This is a genomic window from Candidatus Stygibacter australis (assembly GCA_030765845.1).
GTDB classification, from domain to species: domain Bacteria; phylum Cloacimonadota; class Cloacimonadia; order Cloacimonadales; family TCS61; genus Stygibacter; species Stygibacter australis.
Genome location: JAVCDJ010000113.1, coordinates 1 through 19,005 on the forward strand (window position 1 = coordinate 1; position 19,005 = coordinate 19,005).

General features: G+C 38.0%; 14 protein-coding genes. All 14 read left to right on the forward strand.

Annotation, left to right across the window (positions count from 1 at the left end):
• Window positions 1-915, forward strand: a 915-nt coding sequence (locus RAO94_05760) for a histidinol-phosphate transaminase (protein MDP8321836.1), incomplete at its 5' end; no start/stop codon positions are given.
• The gene (locus tag RAO94_05765; GenBank protein ID MDP8321837.1) at window positions 912-1,337 is read left to right on the forward strand and encodes a hypothetical protein; all 426 of its coding nucleotides are present in this window, start codon (window positions 912-914) and stop codon (window positions 1,335-1,337) included. The genes RAO94_05760 and RAO94_05765, both read left to right, overlap by 4 nt.
• 846 nt (window positions 1,338-2,183) lie before the next feature.
• Window positions 2,184-2,453: an HU family DNA-binding protein gene (locus RAO94_05770; GenBank protein ID MDP8321838.1), complete on the forward strand. Its 270-nt coding sequence runs from the start codon at window positions 2,184-2,186 to the stop codon at window positions 2,451-2,453.
• 140 nt (window positions 2,454-2,593) lie between these two features.
• A complete protein-coding gene (gene dnaN, locus RAO94_05775; protein ID MDP8321839.1) occupies window positions 2,594-3,712 on the forward strand; it encodes a DNA polymerase III subunit beta in 1,119 nt (372 codons plus the stop codon).
• Window positions 3,713-4,783, forward strand: a complete 1,071-nt coding sequence (gene recF / locus RAO94_05780; GenBank protein ID MDP8321840.1) for a DNA replication/repair protein RecF — start codon at window positions 3,713-3,715, stop codon at window positions 4,781-4,783.
• Window positions 4,780-6,036, forward strand: coding sequence for an MFS transporter (locus RAO94_05785; protein ID MDP8321841.1), 1,257 nt, complete (start codon window positions 4,780-4,782; stop codon window positions 6,034-6,036). The genes recF and RAO94_05785 overlap by 4 nt, the downstream gene beginning before the upstream one ends.
• Window positions 6,037-6,115: 79 nt before the next feature.
• The gene (locus RAO94_05790) at window positions 6,116-6,481 is read left to right on the forward strand and encodes an aspartate 1-decarboxylase (GenBank protein ID MDP8321842.1); all 366 of its coding nucleotides are present in this window, start codon (window positions 6,116-6,118) and stop codon (window positions 6,479-6,481) included.
• Complete coding sequence (gene panC, locus RAO94_05795) at window positions 6,482-7,321, forward strand: pantoate--beta-alanine ligase (GenBank protein MDP8321843.1); 840 nt, start codon at window positions 6,482-6,484, stop codon at window positions 7,319-7,321.
• A 261-nt stretch (window positions 7,322-7,582) separates the two neighbouring features.
• Window positions 7,583-8,494 carry a hypothetical protein gene (locus RAO94_05800; protein ID MDP8321844.1) on the forward strand — a complete coding sequence of 304 codons (912 nt, stop codon included), beginning with the start codon at window positions 7,583-7,585 and terminating at the stop codon, window positions 8,492-8,494.
• Between the two features lie 173 nt (window positions 8,495-8,667).
• Window positions 8,668-10,296 (forward strand): T9SS type A sorting domain-containing protein, encoded by a 1,629-nt coding sequence (locus RAO94_05805; protein MDP8321845.1) that lies wholly within the window; start codon window positions 8,668-8,670, stop codon window positions 10,294-10,296.
• 933 nt (window positions 10,297-11,229) lie between these two features.
• The gene (locus RAO94_05810) at window positions 11,230-14,130 is read left to right on the forward strand and encodes a hypothetical protein (protein ID MDP8321846.1); all 2,901 of its coding nucleotides are present in this window, start codon (window positions 11,230-11,232) and stop codon (window positions 14,128-14,130) included.
• A gap of 140 nt (window positions 14,131-14,270) precedes the next feature.
• On the forward strand, window positions 14,271-14,537 hold the full coding sequence (locus RAO94_05815) for a hypothetical protein (GenBank protein ID MDP8321847.1): 267 nt from the start codon (window positions 14,271-14,273) through the stop codon (window positions 14,535-14,537).
• A gap of 453 nt (window positions 14,538-14,990) precedes the next feature.
• On the forward strand, window positions 14,991-17,516 hold the full coding sequence (locus RAO94_05820) for a hypothetical protein (protein MDP8321848.1): 2,526 nt from the start codon (window positions 14,991-14,993) through the stop codon (window positions 17,514-17,516).
• On the forward strand, window positions 17,509-18,912 hold the full coding sequence (locus RAO94_05825) for a sigma-54 dependent transcriptional regulator (protein MDP8321849.1): 1,404 nt from the start codon (window positions 17,509-17,511) through the stop codon (window positions 18,910-18,912). Before RAO94_05820 ends, RAO94_05825 begins: the two co-directional genes overlap by 8 nt.
• Window positions 18,913-19,005: the final 93 nt, after the last annotated feature.

Here is a 19,005-nt window from a genome sequence, read left to right on the forward strand (position 1 = left end):
ATCCATCTCAACCGTTATTACAGTGATATTACACAAGACCTTAACCATGAAATCGCAAACTATGCAGAAATTGAACCAGAACAGCTTATATCAGGTAATGGTGCGGATGAAATGCTTTACTTTCTGTTCAATGCAGTCAGAGATAACGGTAATTCTTTTGCCCTTACTCTCTCCCCCTCTTATTTTGATTATCAAAGTTATTGCGATGCTGTAGGATTATCCCTCAAAACCTTCCCACTTTCAGAAGATTTCAGCTTTGAGCCTGATAATCTCATGAAGTTAGCTGATGATCCTGATTGCAAACTTGTGATTATCTGTAATCCCAATAACCCTACTGGAAACCTATTTCCTTACGAAGATATAATTCAGATTATTGAGAAAAATCCTCAAAGGCTGATGCTTATTGATGAAACATATTTTGAGTTCTCTGGTGTTACTTTAGTGCCATTGATCAATAAATATCCTAATCTGGTTATTATCAGAACCTTCTCAAAGGCATTCTCGGCTGCCGGTTTGCGCTTTGGCTATCTGATCTCCTGCCAGAATAATATTAATGAGATCAAAAAAGTTGTTACTGCTTTCAACATGAGCATATTTACACAGGCTATGGCTTTAACGATTATTAGAAACAAGGGAATTTTCCTCGAATACAATCAGAAAATAATTCAGCAGAGAGAACTTCTCTACAATAATATCACAACACTTCCTCAGGTGCAGGTTTTCAAATCCTACACCAATTTTCTGCTCTTTCGTCATAAAGATTACATTGACTTATTCAACTATCTTAAAGAAAATGAAATCGCAGTTAGAAATGTCGGAAATCAGGGCATTTTAAAGAATTGTCTGAGAGTTTCCGTTGCGGAAGATAAATTAAACAGGATTTTTTTTAAAAAGGTAAATGAGTTTGGATTATGAGGAAGTATAAGTTTGTTTTACTGCTAACTGTTGTTGTAGCAGTCTTTTTTGTTCTTAGCTGGTTTGTCTATGATGGGATAGATATTTTCTTTTCCATAGTGTATTCTGCGCCTTCAGAAAAAGAGGAAACCGTGAAAGCTACCACTACTACTCCAAGTAAAACTGTAAGAACAAAATATTCAAGTAAAGAAGCAAAGCCGGAAACCCAAACAAGAGATGATATGGAAGCACCAGAATCTCGTTATGATAAATTGAGTAGTACCTCTTATCGCAAAAGTGCCTTAGAAAAATTTGTGGTAAAAATTTTCCCGGAACAGCTCAGTTATATTCTTAATCCCTACACCTTCTTCCTCCTTTTAGTGCTGACGGTACTGCCTATAATAGGCATTTTTATTTATTTAATAATTTTTTCTCTAAAGTGATATTTTCAATTTCCAGGATTTTTTTAATTTTTATTTTTAAAAAGCTGATTTTCCGTTCATACATAGCTAAGGCTCTATAAGTCAATCAGATAGCTATACATTGCGTGGGTCTTTGATGATTTATTATTATTAAGTTATAAAAATAATTTAACTTAAGTTTCGCAGATGTAAAAGCCTCTCATAAACAACGTATTATATACTTTAATATACGCGAATAACTGGTATCAAATAGCTGCGATAATTAAAGTTAACAACATATTTACATTAAATATGATTAATATAAAAAAATAATCTACAATGAGTACGAGTTAAAGTAGCTTAATCGTCTCGATTAAGCATTTTCTTAATGATTAATCGAGGACGATTAATCTACGTTACAATTCTGAATTATATATAACTCATTGAATAACTGCTTCTTACAGGCATCTCCCCTACCGTTTTCGGCGAAGCCGAAAACGGTAGGGGAGGGGGAGCTTATAATTTTGGATCCATGGGTTTCACACATGGCTATTATTGTTATGCCCTTTCAGGGCATTTTTGTAGTCAATTCCATAATTTGAAGAAATGGTATTTTACTTTTTAGATAAAAATGATAAAAGCAAAATTGAGAAAATAGATGAAGACGAAAATGTGGCATAAATGACAGTAATTGTAAAATTGTTGTATATGCTATAGTAGCAGTTAATTAAGTGCGTAAAATCCGAATATTATAGTCTCGGAAAACCCATTATATTGCACGTTTGCGTATCTGCGAAACTTGAGTAATTTAATTAGAGAAAAGATTTTACTTGACAAGATTCAGCCATAGAAGCCTATATAGTACTATTAAATAACCGAGGAGGTTTTATGAATCGCCAAGAATTAATTGCGAAAATTTGTGAGGATGTAAAATTAACAAAAAAGCAAGCAAATTCTGCTTTGGCCTGTGTTCTGGAAAATATTGGAGGAGCCTTAAAGAAAGGTGATAAGGTCTCTCTGGTCGGATTTGGTACTTTCAAGGTTGCAGAACGTAAAGCTCGTACTGGTGTGAATCCTTCAACTGGTAAGAAAATTCAAATACCAGCTCGCAAAGTTCCTGTTTTCAAACCGGGAAAGAAACTAAAAGAATCAGTTTAATCAGTTTCTAATTCGGCACAAATTAAGCAAGGGTGGATAACCCTTGCTTATTTTTTTATCTGGCAAAATAATTCTATTGACTATTTTTGCAGGGACTCAATTTTGTTGCTTAAATATATTTATATAAAAAAGAGGATATTATGAAGTTTTCGATTGAACGCAAAGATTTGTTACCCCATATTCAGCATCTTATTAATATAGTCCCCGGCAAAAATACTATGCCGATACTTACAAATTTCCTGATAGAAGCGGATGAAAATGAAAATCAACTGATTATCACCGTCACAGATTTGGAAATAACAGTTATTGCTTATATTAAGGCAAATGTGATCAACGGTGGCAAGATAGCAATATCTGCAAAAAGACTGATGGATATTCTTACCAGATTACCTGATAAAATGATTGATTTTGTCAAAAAAGAAGATGACATCGTTATCGACTGCAATGCCATTGAATTTAATCTGCTTTGCGCAGAAACAAGTCAGTTCCCACTGGTTCCAGAGGTCGATCTCTCTGCTTCTGTCCCTATTAATGCCGGTCTCTTTCGCAAGATGATAGAAAACACCAGCTTTGCTGTATCTACAGAGATCAATCGCGCAATTTTTACTGGTATCAATTGGACTCTGGATCCTGAATTTCAAATGATGGCAGCTACTGATGGTAAAAAAATTGCTGAATTCAAGCATAACAAACCAACTCATGTGGAAGAACGCATCGAGAGGATAATTCCTACTAAAGGTCTTAATTTCCTGGATAAAGTCATTAATGAAACTATCTCCGAAGTTGGTGTTCTGATTGAACCCAATAGAGTGATCTTTCAGTATGCTCCTTATGTATTGATGACTCACGTAATTGAAGGTCATTATCCTGATTATAATAAAGCTATCCCCAAAAATAATACTAATATTCTCCTGTTGGATAAACTTTTGCTAAAAGAAGCAGTTAACCGTGTTTCTCTGCTGGCTATAGAAGATACTTACAAAATCCGCATGAAAATCAAAGAAAATACTATCTTGATAGATTGTATTAATCGTGATGAAGGTGAAGCGCATGAGCAGATCCATAACTTTGAATATGAAGGTGAAGATCTGGAAATTGCCTTTAATTATAAATTCTTACTCGCAATTCTAAATGTGATAGAAACTCCTCAAGTGGAAATCCGATTTGGCAAAGATAATGAGGGAGCTCTGCTCTTTAATCATGGTGAGGAAAAGGATTATTCTACCCGTTTCCTGCTCATGCCCTTGCGGTTCTTATAATTGCTGCTCAATTCTCTTGAGATCATAGATTTTAGAAATTATCGCGCCCTTAGTATGGATTTTGATCCCAGGGGCGCGATTATTACAGGAGATAATGGAATAGGAAAAACCAATCTACTGGAAGCTGTTTATTATCTTGCGTTTGGGAAATCATTTCGAACTGCTCATGATCATGAATTGATAAGATTCTCTCATCCTTTTTTTCGTGTAATAGGTAATTTCAATAAAGGAAAAGAAAATATTTCCATTTCTGCTGCTGCTGATAAAAACAATAAAATATTTAAAATAAATAAAGTCTCTCTGGAACGGCTTTCGGAATTATTTAGATACTTCAAAACTGTCTATTTCTCGCCTTCTGACCTGGATATTGTCACTGGAAGTCCTGCCTGCCGTCGCTTGTTTCTCGATCAGGCTATCGCTCAATATGATCCGCTATATCTAGAGAACCTGCGTAATTTTCGTCACACGCTTAAGCAGCGAAATGCTCTCCTTAAAACAAAATACAACAAACAGGAAAAAGAAACCTGGGATGATCAATTTGTGGAAGCTTCCAGCAGAGTTATCATGCAGAGGCTCAATTACCTGGAGCATTTTATCCCTCTTCTAATAGAGCAATACCGTCAATTTATTCAAAACCGTGAGACAATCCATATTTTTTATCAATACTCTTTTCAACTCAGGCAGAATGAATTCTCGCGCTCTGCGTTTTCTGAACATCTCCGTAAAAATGAATTTCAGGAGAACCTTGCCCAGAGGACTTTATCAGGTCCGCATCTTGATGATCTGGAATTCACAATCAATGGTATCAATGCCCGGAGCTTTGCCTCCCAGGGACAGGCAAGATCTCTGGTCATTATCATGCGACTCGTTCAGGCTCTGCTCATCAGCCATGATCAGGATGATCTTCCCCTGCTTATGTTTGACGATGTCCTCTCTGACCTTGATCAAAATAGAGCAAAAGCCATTCTCCAATTACTGCAGGATAAATACCAGATATTGATAGCTTCTCCATTTCTTTCACATTATCAACACCTGCCTCTCCCAGTTATTGATCTCAGGAAAACTATATGAAAAAGAAATTCGATGCTGATCTTAATCGTAATGTGCTCGCCTGGGTCATGTATGATTTTGCAAATTCTTCATTCACCACTATCATCGTCACCGTGGTTTATGCGGTATATTTCAAAAATATCGTTGTTGATAATGGTGAACTGGGAACCGCACTGTGGGGGAGAGCAGTAAGTTTATCCATGCTCCTCGTTGCTATCGCAGCTCCCATTTTGGGTGCAGTAGCAGATTTCTCCCGCGCCAAAAAGAATTTCCTGATCTATTGCACCGGCATCACAGTGGTTTTTACTGCCCTCTTATATTTTGTGGGTCCAGGTGATATTTCAAAAGGTATCTGGTTTTTCGTAATTGCCAATTTCGGTTTTAATTGTGCCAATGTGTTTTATAATGCCCTGCTGCCGGAAGTAACGTCTCGTTCCAGCATGGGCAAAGTCTCCGGCTGGGGCTGGGGAATAGGCTATATTGGTGGTCTTCTCTCACTTGTGCTGGTCTATCCCCTGGTCGAAAACCACATCAGACTGGTTTTCCCCGTTGTGGCAGTCTTCTTTTCCTCTTTCGCTCTTATCACATTCATCTTCCTCAAAAGTGCCATTCCTACCTTCTCCCGACGCACAAATTATTTCCGCACTGCCTTTCAGCGCATATATTCCTCTGCCCGTAAAATCGGTCATTTTCGCGAACTTGTTAAATTTATTATCAGCTACCTTATATATAATGACGGAATTGTGATCATCATCACCTTTGCTTCTATATATGGCTCCACCCGTTTTGATATGACCGGACAGGAACTCATTAAATATTTCATCATTATGAATGTCACTTCTTTTATTGGCGCATTTATATTCGGCTATATTCTGGATAGGATCGGTGCTAAAATAACCATTGCTATCACGCTGGTGCTTTGGCTCTTCGTTGCTGCCGGAGCTTTCTTCTGTAACTCCATGGGTACTTTTTATCTCGTAGGTATGTTTGCTGGTCTGGCAATTGGCTCCTGTCAATCTTCCAGCCGCACCATGCTTGCCCTGCTCACTCCTGATGACAAAATGGCTGAATTCTTTGGCTTCTATTCTTTTACTGGCAAAGTCTCCTCCGTTATTGGTCCTCTACTCTATGGCGAGATTGCCCGGATCACAGGCTCTCAGCAGCTCTCCATCCTCTCCATCTCTTTTTTCTTCCTCGCAGGTCTACTGGTGCTATTCACAGTAGATGAAAAAAAAGGCAAAGAAGCCGCCAAAAACTGGAAAACTACAGAATAGCTTCACAACTCACGAAAATTATAGACATTTTTCACTATAATATATTTTAGACACAAATAGAGCTTTGGATGGTAAATATATGCTAAGAGAATTTTTAAATAGTAAGATACACCGGGCAACTGTTACGGAACGGGACTTGAATTATGTAGGCAGCATCTCTATTGATGCAAATCTGCTAAAGGCTGCCAATATGCTCCCGGATGAGAAGGTGGATATCTATAATATCTCCAATGGCGAACGCTTTTCCACCTATATCCTGGAAGCTCCTGCCGGTTCTGGAATGATTGGACTCAATGGTGCTGCAGCCCATAAAGTGAATCTGCATGATAAGGTGATAATTGTCACCTATAATTATCTGGCAGAAAAAGAGATCCCTCACCGTAAATCTACTGTGATCGTGATCGAATCTGATGATAATCTCATATATAGAAAACTGGAGAAATAAATGCTCCCTTCTGTGATCAATTCCGTGCTGGAGATGCAATGCCTTACCCGTAAAGCTGATACTATTCTCGGATTTGTTCCCACCATGGGCTTTCTGCACAAAGGTCATCTATCTCTGGTGGAAATGGCAAAAAAACAGTGTGACATCGTCATCGTGAGCATATTCGTTAACCCCTCTCAATTTGCTCCCACTGAAGACCTTGATAATTATCCCCGGGATTTTGATCGGGATCTTAAATTACTGGCAGAATTAGGCGTAGATTATGTGTTTTTTCCCCAAACAATTGAAATGTATCCCCCCGGATATTCCACCTGGGTGACAGTGGAAGGCGTAAGCGAAGTACTGTGCGGTAAAAGCAGACCTGAGCATTTCAAAGGCGTTTCCACTATCGTATGCAAACTCGTAAATATAGTTAATCCTAATTATATGTATATGGGTGAAAAGGATTTTCAGCAGATTGCTGTGCTTAAAAGAATGCTCCTCGATCTTAATCTGGAAACTGTAATTGTCCCCTGCCCGATTATCCGCGAAGATGACGGACTTGCCATGAGTTCCCGCAATAAATATCTTGTTGATCAGCAGCGAGAAGATGCCCTTTGCCTCTATAGATCAATCCAGCATACCCGCACCAGATATCAGCAGGGATGTCGCACAGCAGACGAACTTCTCCCCGAAATTGAGCAGATCATAACTGAAAATAACGGCAAAATTGACTATATCGAGTTCAGAACAGCAGACGACCTGAAACCAGTTGACCAGCTCGATAAAAATACCCGCCTCTTCCTGGCAGTACAAATAGGAAACACCCGCCTTATAGACAACGCATTTATCACCATTTAATAATTAATCTCATACTAATCTAATTAATATCCCCTTATATTCCCCATTATTTCTCTCGCTTGCGCATTCTAAGCACCATATTCCCACCCTTGCCTCAATTGCACTCCAAACGACACCACATTTTATTGTTGTGTTGTTTGGAGTGCAATTGGGAATTTTTTGCTTTGATTCTGGTAGATATGTAGTATATTATCAAAAGGTAGTCGTATTTAGTTTGGGAAACTTATTCTCATTGGTATCTCCTTGATCTAAGGAGTGAAAATGAGTAGCAGGAAGAAAGTATTAAGAGGAGAGGGTCTGCTGCATTTCTTTGAGATGCACGGACGCTGGGGTGACACTATCTATCGCCAGAAACGTAATGGCGAGACCGAAGAGTACGATTATGTTTATATTCCACCTTCAGGTGAATCACCTTTGAAGTTGCGGACGCAAGTGATCAATTCCTTTGCCAATAAAGTATCGAATCCGCAATATCAGGGTTATAGCAGTATCCTCAAGAAGCTGTATTATTACACGCCCTACTTCATCACGCCAGGGAATTATCAATTGCTTGCCAAGACGATATTTTATATCCGCGAAACCGATATTTATACCCTGACACTTTCAGGTCAAGCAGGATTTAGCTGGCAGCAGAAACTTTTTAAAAGGACTAAAGTTAATCTGAGCTTCAATGTTGCGGGAGAATATGAGATAGCAGTTAATAAAGGACAGGATATTGATGAATACTGCCGTCGGAGATTTATTGTGCTGGAAGATGGGGCAGACCTGAAAACAGCTTATAGAGATTATCTGAATGAATATTTGGCAGAAATACTGCAAAAAGATGAACCTGCATTTGAACGGATCAAAACCTATAAGAGGGGACTTGTCCCAAAGACGAATATAGTATCAGGCATAAGCAGAACCTATCGAGGACAGATATTCTATCAGAGGAGAAACAGTAAAATCACATTTCTCAGAGCAAATTATGATCATTCTCTAAATGCCCAAACTCAAATATTTAAGCAGCAAAAAGCAGCAGCAATCATCTCCTGGAACGCAGAAACAGAAGAATTCAAGCATAACTGGGAGAGAAAGTTTAATACCTGGTACTCCATAAATTATCGCAGAATAAATCGAATGATGACGCCTTATATGTGGTATGTGAGGAGGTTTTTAGAAGATAATAAATAGTGGCTAAATTATAATGGTGTTCCATAATAAGAGTCAATAGTTAGAAAAATTATTTGACTTAACATTAATTATAAGATATTTTTGAATTGGTGCTGGGTAAGATCACGCATCTTAATAATTGGGAAATGGGATAAGTATAATACCCCAACAAGAGCCTTATGCAAAGGATGGTTATGATGAAAAGAGCGATGATGTTATTACTATTATTATGGACAATTGGTTTATGGAGTTTTATCTGCTGGGATGCCGGTGATCGGGATGATTATGATGGACTTAATATCACAAAGATAAACGTTTATTTCCAGAATGCAAATTGTACCATTACTGCTAAAGCATGGACTGGAGTTAATGCTGATACTGAAATACTCCGCCAGACATTGACTGCTCCTGTAGCAGATGCCGGGATCGATCAAGTTGTTCGTGATGGTGAAACTATCACTCTTGATGGATCAGGTTCTTATGATCCTGATGATGACGTAATCACTTATATCTGGACTGCTCCTGCTGGTATCACTCTTAATAATGCAGCCGCAGAAATGCCTACATTTATTGCTCCAGAAGTTAATAATGATATTGATTATACATTTACTCTGGTTGTAAGCGATGGTGAACAAACTGATTCAGATCAGGTAGTTGTTACTGTTCAGCAGGATGAACCACGAAATGTTGACGCTGTTCATCTTACAAATCCAGCTTTTATTATGCTTACCTGGGAAGCTCCTGGTATTGGTGGCGAAACAGGTGAATGGATACATTATGATGATGGCATGAATGATGATGGTATTGGAATCACCAATGGTGGCTCATTTAGAGTAGCTGCCCGTTGGGATGCTGGTGATCTTGATGATTATGATGGATTGCAGATCACTAAGATGAATTTCGTCCCACGTGAAGCTGGAAGCACATATACTCTTAAAGTCTGGACTGGTGTAAATGCCTCTAACGAAGTTCTCAGTCAGCCAGTTACTGATCTGGTTATGGAAGCCTGGAATGAAGTTTATTATACTTCTCCAATTACGATTGATTCAGCTGATGAACTTTGGATTGGTTATGCTATCGATAACCAGCCAGCCGGTAGTTATCCTGCTGGTTGCGATGCTGGACCTGCTATTGCCGGTTATGGAGATATGATCTCTATGAGCGGTGGTGCATGGCAGGCACTGAGTGCTTTAGAGCTTGATTATAACTGGAATATCCAAGCATGGGTTACCGGTGCAATTCGTCCACTTCCAAAGGCTGCTGTTTCAGAAGCTCCTGAAGTAATTGGTTTTCTCACTCTGGAAAGTAATGAATTCGCCAGGGGTAACCTGAGACCAGCTTCATCTGATACTCGTGATGAACGCTCATTCCTGCTCGGATTCTATGTTTTCTTAGATGACGTTCAGTATGATGAAGATCTTCTTGATATCGATGAAACTTCATATATCTTTCTGAATATGATTGGTAATCACAGTTATGGTGTTGCTGCTGTTTATAATGACGGTATGTCTGATATAGAATCGATAGGTACAGATACCGATGGTAATAATGTACTACCTGTTGTTACTGCTCTAACTAGTGTATACCCAAATCCATTCAATCCTGAGACTAATATCAGTTTTGAACTTGCTGGCGATGGGTTTGTGTTGATAGAGGTTTATAATATCAAGGGGCAGAAGATTGCCACTGTGCTTAAGCAAGAGATGGCTGTTGGAGCACATACAGTTATCTGGAATGCTGAAGGGCAGAATAGTGGGATTTATTTCCTGCGTTTTGAAGCTGACGGAAAATGTGATTTGAAGAAGGTGATTTTATTGAAATAAAGCGAGATACGAGACACGATATTTAGAAAATGCAGGGGCAGGATATTTTCTGCACCCTCTTGTTTTGCTCAACTGAGCACTCATAATTCAGGGACTTTAAATATATAACAATCCATATTTCGTTTTTATTAATCTAAATATACCTATTATCTGCGATCCTAAACGCAAATTATTATATTTATCAGGCATACTCCCGATAATTATATTAACAGGAAGGCTATTTAATTAATTTGCAACAATATAAGTCATCTAATATATTTAAATTCCCCGAAGGGGATAAAGGTGCATAGCCTCTGGTGGCACTTCGTTTCACCGGAGGCTATGCTTCTTTTTCCCCTTTCGGGGAATAATAAAAAACTGTGATGAATACTGATAAAATTCTGGGGTGATGCGTGTTATTATAATTATAACTTGCCAATGGAATCCAAAGAAAAAAGTTAAATTTCCCCAATCCTTCCCAAAAAAATTGAACTGTCTCTGTATTTAATGAGGCTGTTCATATAAGTAATTGATATTATTGCAGGTTTTAAATTTTGGTAAATTGACCTTACTAAGACCTCGCGGATGGTAGAAAACCTCCGCAATGTTTGACCGTTATGAGCAAGATATTAATATCATTATCTCATATCTTTGTATGGGATTAGGAGTTATAATTCCCTGATCAACCATTGCGAAGGCATCAGCCTATGCGTGGCTCCGGCTCCAGACTATGTTCCACCTCCGTCTCGACAAGCGACAAGCCATTCGCAAGGTTTTGGCTAGTGGTATTGAACAGTCTCTTACTGAATAAAATTTAATAGATAGAGAAATAATTTGACTTAACATTAGTTATAAGATATTTTTGATTTTGTGTTGGGTAAGATCACACATCTTAATAATTGGGAAACGGGATAAGTATAATATAACAACAAGAGCCTTATGCAAAGGATGGTTATGATGAAAAGAGCGATGATGTTATTACTATTATTATGGACAATTGGTTTATGGAGTTTTATCTGCTGGGATGAGAGTGGGGCACTTGTAGCAAAATCTAATAATCTAAGCTGGGATAAGGGTGGATTAGAGTTATCCGATGGTAATCTTCTGGTAGTATGGAGTGATTCGGAGAGTGAATGGCAGCAAATGAAAGCAATGAAAGTGAATGAAATGGGCGAGCAAATCTGGGCAGCTCCGGTTTTATTATGTAATAGTGTCAGCTTATACCCAAGGGCAATAGAGCTTCTGGAGACGGATACTGGAGTAGTGATCAGCTGGCTTGAGCAGGAAGAAATTACCAGCTTACGAACACAGAAAATTGACCTTTCAGGTAATAAACTATGGGGCGAGGATGGATTAAGTTTTGATATGGGGACTGGATATTCGAGTGGACCCAAACTGTGGCTAATAGAAGGTGAAGCAGGAGGATTATTCTTAGTTTTGCATGAATTTGACTGGCCCCAGGAAGTAAAGGCTATTTATCTTAATTCAGACGGAGAATTGGGCCAGGATTGGTCGGCAGAAGGAAATATTATTCTCTCAAGTATGTGTGAATTACCCTTTTTTGTAATTTCTGATGGATATGGTGGAATATTAGTGGGATATCTTGATTATGGATATGGGATTTTTCAGCGCTGCACAAATGAGGGTGAATTATTGTGGGGAGAAGCAGGAATAGAGCATCCGTTAGATGCATGGAACTTACAGATATATTTACATGAGCCAGGGGAATACAGATTCATATATGAGAATGATAATCAGTTTTATTTAAATGGGTTGGATGCGAGCGGTGAGTTTTTATGGGCAGACCCGATAGAGATATTTACCCTGCCAGAAGAGGCAAGTTACAGATATGATGTGGAGATATCCAGTGACGGCAGTTATCTGATAGCCTGGCGCGAGGGTGATCAGCTCAAAGCTCAGAAAGTAATTTTAGGAGAAGAACCATTATGGGGAGAAGACGGATTAATAATTGGCAATGATTTCACGACTTATTCATATTTTAATATTATTCCCGATGATAGTGGAGGTGCATATATAGCTTGGGATAATGTAGGGGCTAACCCGGATATATTTCTATTTCAACATATAGATTCAGATGGAGAACCATATTTTGGCGAAATTGGTTATGGGGTGGAGGTATGCGAAAAGAATGGTTATGATATGCAGGTTTTCGTGGAGTCTAATGACTCAGCGAAATTTATCTGGTATAGTGGTGAGGATACCCTTTCTGCGATAAAAATGCAGGTTGTATCCAGTTCAGGAGAATTGCTGCTTGAGCCGGAGAGTAGAGATATTTATTCATTGTTCAGATTATTTGAGGGAGATAGAAAGATGGTTTGCTGGGAGGATTATTCTGCTTTTATCACAGAATATTGTTTTACTGGTAAAACAGAGATCCGCTGTCAGATTTTGGAGGACGAAACAGGCAACAGGTTATTTCCTGAGCAGGCTCAGACAATACTTAGTCAACAAGATATGCGCTATGAAATACTGGATTGCGCCTTTGATGAAGAAGAGGAGCTATTGTATGTGACTTTTAGTATTTATTCCAATACAGATGCCCAGCATAATCTGGGAGTTCAAGCTATGGACCTAGATGGCAACTTACTTTATGGTGATACTGGTTTATTGATCAGTGACTGGGAAGATGGAACAAGTTATGAGCATGTGTTACTAAGACCAGAATCCGGTGGTATGCGAATTGTGTGGAATGAGACCTGCCCTGAAATTACTGCGCAAGCAATCTGGCGGATGCAGCAGTTAGATAATGAGGGATTAGTATGGTCTGAGGCAGTGAATTTGTGTGGAGCAACCACAATTAGTTACAAGAAAATAGTACTTACAGGAGATTATCTGGTTTGGATATATGGAGACTATGTCCGCGTGTTGAAATTTGATCAGATGGGGAATATTGATCCTGCCTGGAATGGAGACTATCTGGAAACAGCAGAACTTGGAGATTTTTTTGATTTATTTGTCCACGAGACTGATGAAGGTATGATACTGCTGACAAAAATCACAATTTGGGGTGATAATGATGAACTATATGGCTATTTAATCTCAGATCAGGGTGAATTTCTGTGGGGAGCAGAAGGTAGATTGCTGATGGAATTAGAGGGCTATGGTCGATTTGTTCTAACTGACAATTATTTTTATCGGGAGACAGGCGGGGATTGGAGCTACCAACGGATAATTGAGAAATATAATTATGAAGGTGAAATGCTCTGGGATGAAAGTGTAATGTGGATGGAATATGGTCAGGTTCATGATACCCAGATACTGGTTAGAGATGATAAGTTTTATATTTATTACTGCCAGGAAACTGGAGAGACCAGCAGAAGGGTGCTCACCATAAAAGGGTATAATGATGATGGGAGTATTATAGCAGGGATACCCACTGAAGGACTCGCGATCTGTGATGAATCTGGCAGTCAATGGATGGGAGCTGTGAAAGCCTCAGAAGAGGGCAAAGACGTGGTGTTCTGGTATGATTATCGTAACAGCGCAATTGGAGCTTCAACTCCCAGTGTATATGCTCAGAAAATAGATTTAACGGTTCTGGAAAATGGGAATAATAATATTGTGAATCCACCTGTGATCATCCGCAATTATCCCAATCCGTTCAGCCTGGGTACCTGGTTTGAAATCCAGGATGAGACAACCAGGGGAACGGGTACTATTGAGATTTATAATATCAAAGGTCAGAAATTGAAAACTCTGGATCTGGAGAGAGACGGGGAATATTGGGATGGAACTGACTCCCAGGGGAAAAAGGTTAGTGTCGGGATCTATCTCTACCGATTAAAGGGAGGAGCGTCCGGCAATGGTAACGGGAAAATGCTGATATTAAAATAAGAATGAGCAACTATCAGCATGAATTCCCTTGAAATGGTCTGATTTAATTCTATTGCAGTTTCATTTCATACAGAGAATTCTGGGAATCACTGACGAAGAAGAAGCTTTGGCGATCAGGTAGGTAACAAACGCCTTCTGGTTTGGCAAAGGATTGCGAATATTCGGCAATAACTCCGGTTTCAGGAGTCCAGGCAAAAAGGGCTTTATTCTGGTCACTTAATACCCAAACTCAATTATTTAAGCTGCAAAAAGCAGCAGCAATCATTGCCTGGAACGCAGAACCAGAAGAATTAAAGCATAATTGGGAGATAACGTTCAATGCCTGGTACACAAAAAACTATCGTGGAATCAACAAGATGAAGACGCCTTATATGTGGTATGTGAGTAACTTTGTAAATCGTAACTAAATAAGCTAGGGGCTCAATTTGTTGAAAATAATCAACAAAAGTTGTAAGAAATCATCATTTTTTAAATATGGGTTAAAGGCAGAAATCTCACTCATTGGTGTAAATCATTAATTATCAATATCTTAGAAAAAGATTACAGTTGTGGAACAATTATCGCTTTAATAAATAGCAATTAGAGGAGAGTTTGAATCTGGTATAGAGGAGGAGGATTTTTAAATTTCTTGAAGTTCCGAAATAACAGGTTTGCTGTAATTTCAAGTAAAAGTTAAATGCAATTATCAACATAATATGATAGTCACAAGGATTCATGAGGTAAATGTTACTATAAAAAATTTCTAAATTTAGGATAAAGGTGTCGTAAAATTAATGTTGACATTTATCAACAAAAGAGAATCTATGAATTAAGAAGAGTAGTATTTAACATGAATTAAAAAATTGGAACAGGGTTAAGCCGTGCAGCATTTTAAATTAAGAGAAATATTCTTTAGAGCTTATTTTATATTATCACTTTTGATAATAGCAGGTATTTTGGCAGTGATCATCAAACCATCCTGGGTAATGAAGGATGGTTTAGCATATAAGGTTGAAGTCAATTCTCTAACAAATGCACAAGCAGTCTGCTTTGTAGATAACCCTCGGTATGATAAAGTTCTGGCAGTTGAAAGAGGTGGAAACTGCGTGATCAAATACCAGAATTCTAAGACAGGTCTTCTCTCTGAGCATGAATATTATGGTATAACAGCTCAGAGAGTTCCAATGATCTGGGAACATAATAATGCCTGGTTCTGTGTAAAAAAGGGAGATGCAAGTTTATTACTTGTTAATGCCTTTGATTCCAATGGTGATCCAAATGCTGAAATGAGACTTATCCATCAACCATTTTATAAGGGAAAGCTATTCACATCTGAAACAGAGGTTGGTGACAAGAAAATATATGGCTTCAAAGTGGATGATGATCTTTTGGCTGGTTTTAAATTAAGTGAAGATAGAGATTCATTACGATTAGTATTTTCAGAAAAAGTATATAAAGCGATAAACAATACGACAATATTAAGTTACAATGAATCAAAAGTATATCAATCGCTCTCTGATTCTTTATCAACGTGGCTAAAAATGAATGTCAGCAAAGAGGATGTTTTTAAGATAATTGCCAATACAAGAAAAGCTATGTGGTTTAGGAATCAGAAGGAAAATGGAAAATTGGAAGGCATGCTGGGAGGCCAGATCATGGCTTCACATGACATCAATGGTGATGGTTATAATGATTTTATAATACTAACCGGGGGAACAAGATTTACACCAAACAGTTTGATCTGTTATGATCCCATTAATAAAGAGAAACTCTGGGAATATGCTTATTATGAAGGATTTATAGATTTTGATATTGCTGATATTGATAATGATAATATACCAGAAATAATAATCGGCACCTCAGCGCCAAGTGGCAGGCATGGGGCAAACTGGTTTGATCTGGAAGACCCTCTTTACAGCTTTTACTGTTCGTTACTAATATTAGATAATCATGGTAAGATAAAAGAATTAAATGGAGAAAAGGCACATTATATAACTGGCGGATTCGGTTGGGTCACAAAATTTTGTGTTCTGCCAGATAGTCGAATTGTATTAGGGGTTGATAATTATTTAAACCAGGAGAAGAAATTTCTGCAAATACTTGACCCTGCAACTGGCAAAGTTGATACGCTGAATATCGGTTTCACTAACCTTTTAGAATTAGATCTGATAGATGACAAATTAGTTATGATACACAGGAAAGGAAATCATCATTATAAAACAGTATTTAATGATGAATTTGAGGAAATAGATACTAGTTACTTCGAAAGTGAACATGTATTGAGAACTTTATTTAAAAAAAATAGGATTATATATAATAAGAAATTATTTTGGTTTATGAGTCCCTTGACAATTCTCGATAAGGATTTCAAAGTAATTTACCAGAATCTCGATATCGGTGGTTGTTTTGCTTTGCAGAGTAAAGACGATAATGTAAATATAATGGCAAACACGGGAAATGACGAAGCGACATTGTATAACATAAAATTGCTGAAAAATGATATTTTTAATTCAAATTTAATTGTATTATGGCTTATATTAGTTGTAGGATATCTGGTTTATATCATTACCAAGGCATTTTTCAATTTACCTGCCATGGCCCTGGATGGCAGTTATGCCGTATTATATAATATACTGGGTTTTGTGTACAATTGGAGAATATTTGGAGTAGGAAGAGTATATTCACAACCTGTGATAGGCTGTTTATCCAGAAAAAGATTTGAAGATATTATGAGTGATATTACGGATAGCTACCAGGAAGTAAAGACCCGCAATCTGGGTTTGATAAAACTGCAGTTTTACCGAATGGTAATAGGTAATGAGATGCATATTATGCAGCGAATAGCGCACGACATCAAAAATCAGGTGCATCTTGTAAATATGAGATTGATGGAAAGTAATCTGGAAGAAGATGATGACCTGGTGGGGGCAATGCAGGAAATATTTGAAAAATCTTCAATGTTATCAGACTTTTCCAGAATAAATCTCATGCAGAAAACTGAAGTTGATCTTGTTACTCTGATCGATAACGCTGTAATGAAATTTTATGGACATCCTCGTTATAATGACATTGTCTGGAAGTTTTCAGAGGATAGATTAATTGTTAATGCAGATGAGAATCTGCTCCATATAGCAGTTTTGAATTTGCTGGATAACAGTTTAAAGTATTCTCCTTTCGGATCAAAGGTCATAATAACATTGGATCAAGAGAAATCCAATGTTGTGTTAGCGATCAGTAATCAATTGAAAGATAATAAAATTGAGATTACCAAAGGGAGTGGAATTGGACTAATGGCAACAAATAAGATCATTAGTGCACATGGGGCAATTTTCAGGTTAAGTATCGAGGAAGAGGCCAACGCAGAGATCATATTCAATTTAAGAGGAAGGGAGGATGAAGATGAATAAGATATTACTACTTGAAGATGAGGATGGAGTAGCACGATCATTTATCAGATTACTAGGGCAAACTGATTATGAGGTGAGAAGGGCAGCTAACAGCGATGAATTCTTTCAAATTTATAATGAGTATAAACCTGATCTGATCCTACTCGACATTCAGTTGGGCAATAGTCAGCAAAATGGTGTACAGGTTTTTGATACGATACGGCGGAAAGAGGACTTTTCCAGTAAAGTAATAGTACTTTCAGCTCAAGCAACCCGAACTCAGGTAGCAGAAGCAATGAAGATGGGAGCAATAAATTATATAGAGAAAGGTTCATTTTTCCAGAAGGAGAAATTCCTGGCAGATATTCATCAGGCGATGGAATTAAGTAGAACTGAACAAGAAATTTTGAAACTGCGTTTGCTGAGTATGGATGCTCTGTTTATTGGCGAGTCTGAAGCGATAAAAAGGGTAAAGAAAAAGATATTAATGCTTTCGCCTAAGGAAATGAACATTTTGATCACTGGCGAGACAGGTACAGGCAAGGGAGTTGTGGCAGAACTTGTACACCGTTATTCTCTACGGGCTGATAAACCCTATAAAGTTGTTGATATCAAACTCATCCCGGACTCACTTTTAGAATCAGAACTATTTGGGCATCTCAAAGGTGCCTATACTGGTGCAGACTCTAATAAACCCGGTTACTTTGAAAATGCTGATACCGGTACGCTATTCATGGATGAGATATCTAATTTGAGCTCAAATGAACAATCTAAAATATTGACGGTGATAGAAGAAAAGAAGATACCTGTTGTTGGCTCGGGAGGGAAAACAAAGCAGGTGGATGTCCGCATCATTGCTGCATCTAATAAAGACCTTCCAGAATTATCAGTGCAGGGATATTTTCGAGATGACCTATATTATCGCCTGGCAGCAGGTAATATCCATATACCACCATTGCGGGAAAGGAAGGAAGATATCATGTTGCTGATGCAGCGTTTTCTGATCGATAATGCCAGAGAAAACCGGATGAAGCTTGATATTGACCTGGAAGCTATTGCCAGTGATCTACAATCCTATCCCTGGCCCGGGAATGTGAGAGAACTCAAGAACTTTGCAAACATTGTTACTGAATTATATGATATTGTCGATAATCAGGTGATCATCAAGGAATTTAATATCCACAAAAAACGTAATCATAAACTGGCAACAGTAATAAATAAAGAGAAAGAGGAAAATCCCTTTAATGAGATCATGCAAAACCCTGATTATCATTACGTGATGGATACTTTGGAGAAGAAATACCTGGAAACCCAGCTTGAGCTTCACAACCACAAAGTTACCCAAACAGCCAAAAACCTGGGACTGGAGAGAACTACTTTGTATAAGAAGCTTAAAAAAATGGGAATCTCTTTCTGATAAACATAGCTCTTAAGGGATGAAAACAAGGAAATTTATTAATACTGCAAATATTCTGCTGGTTCTTTTCCTCGGAGTTTGGATTATAATGTA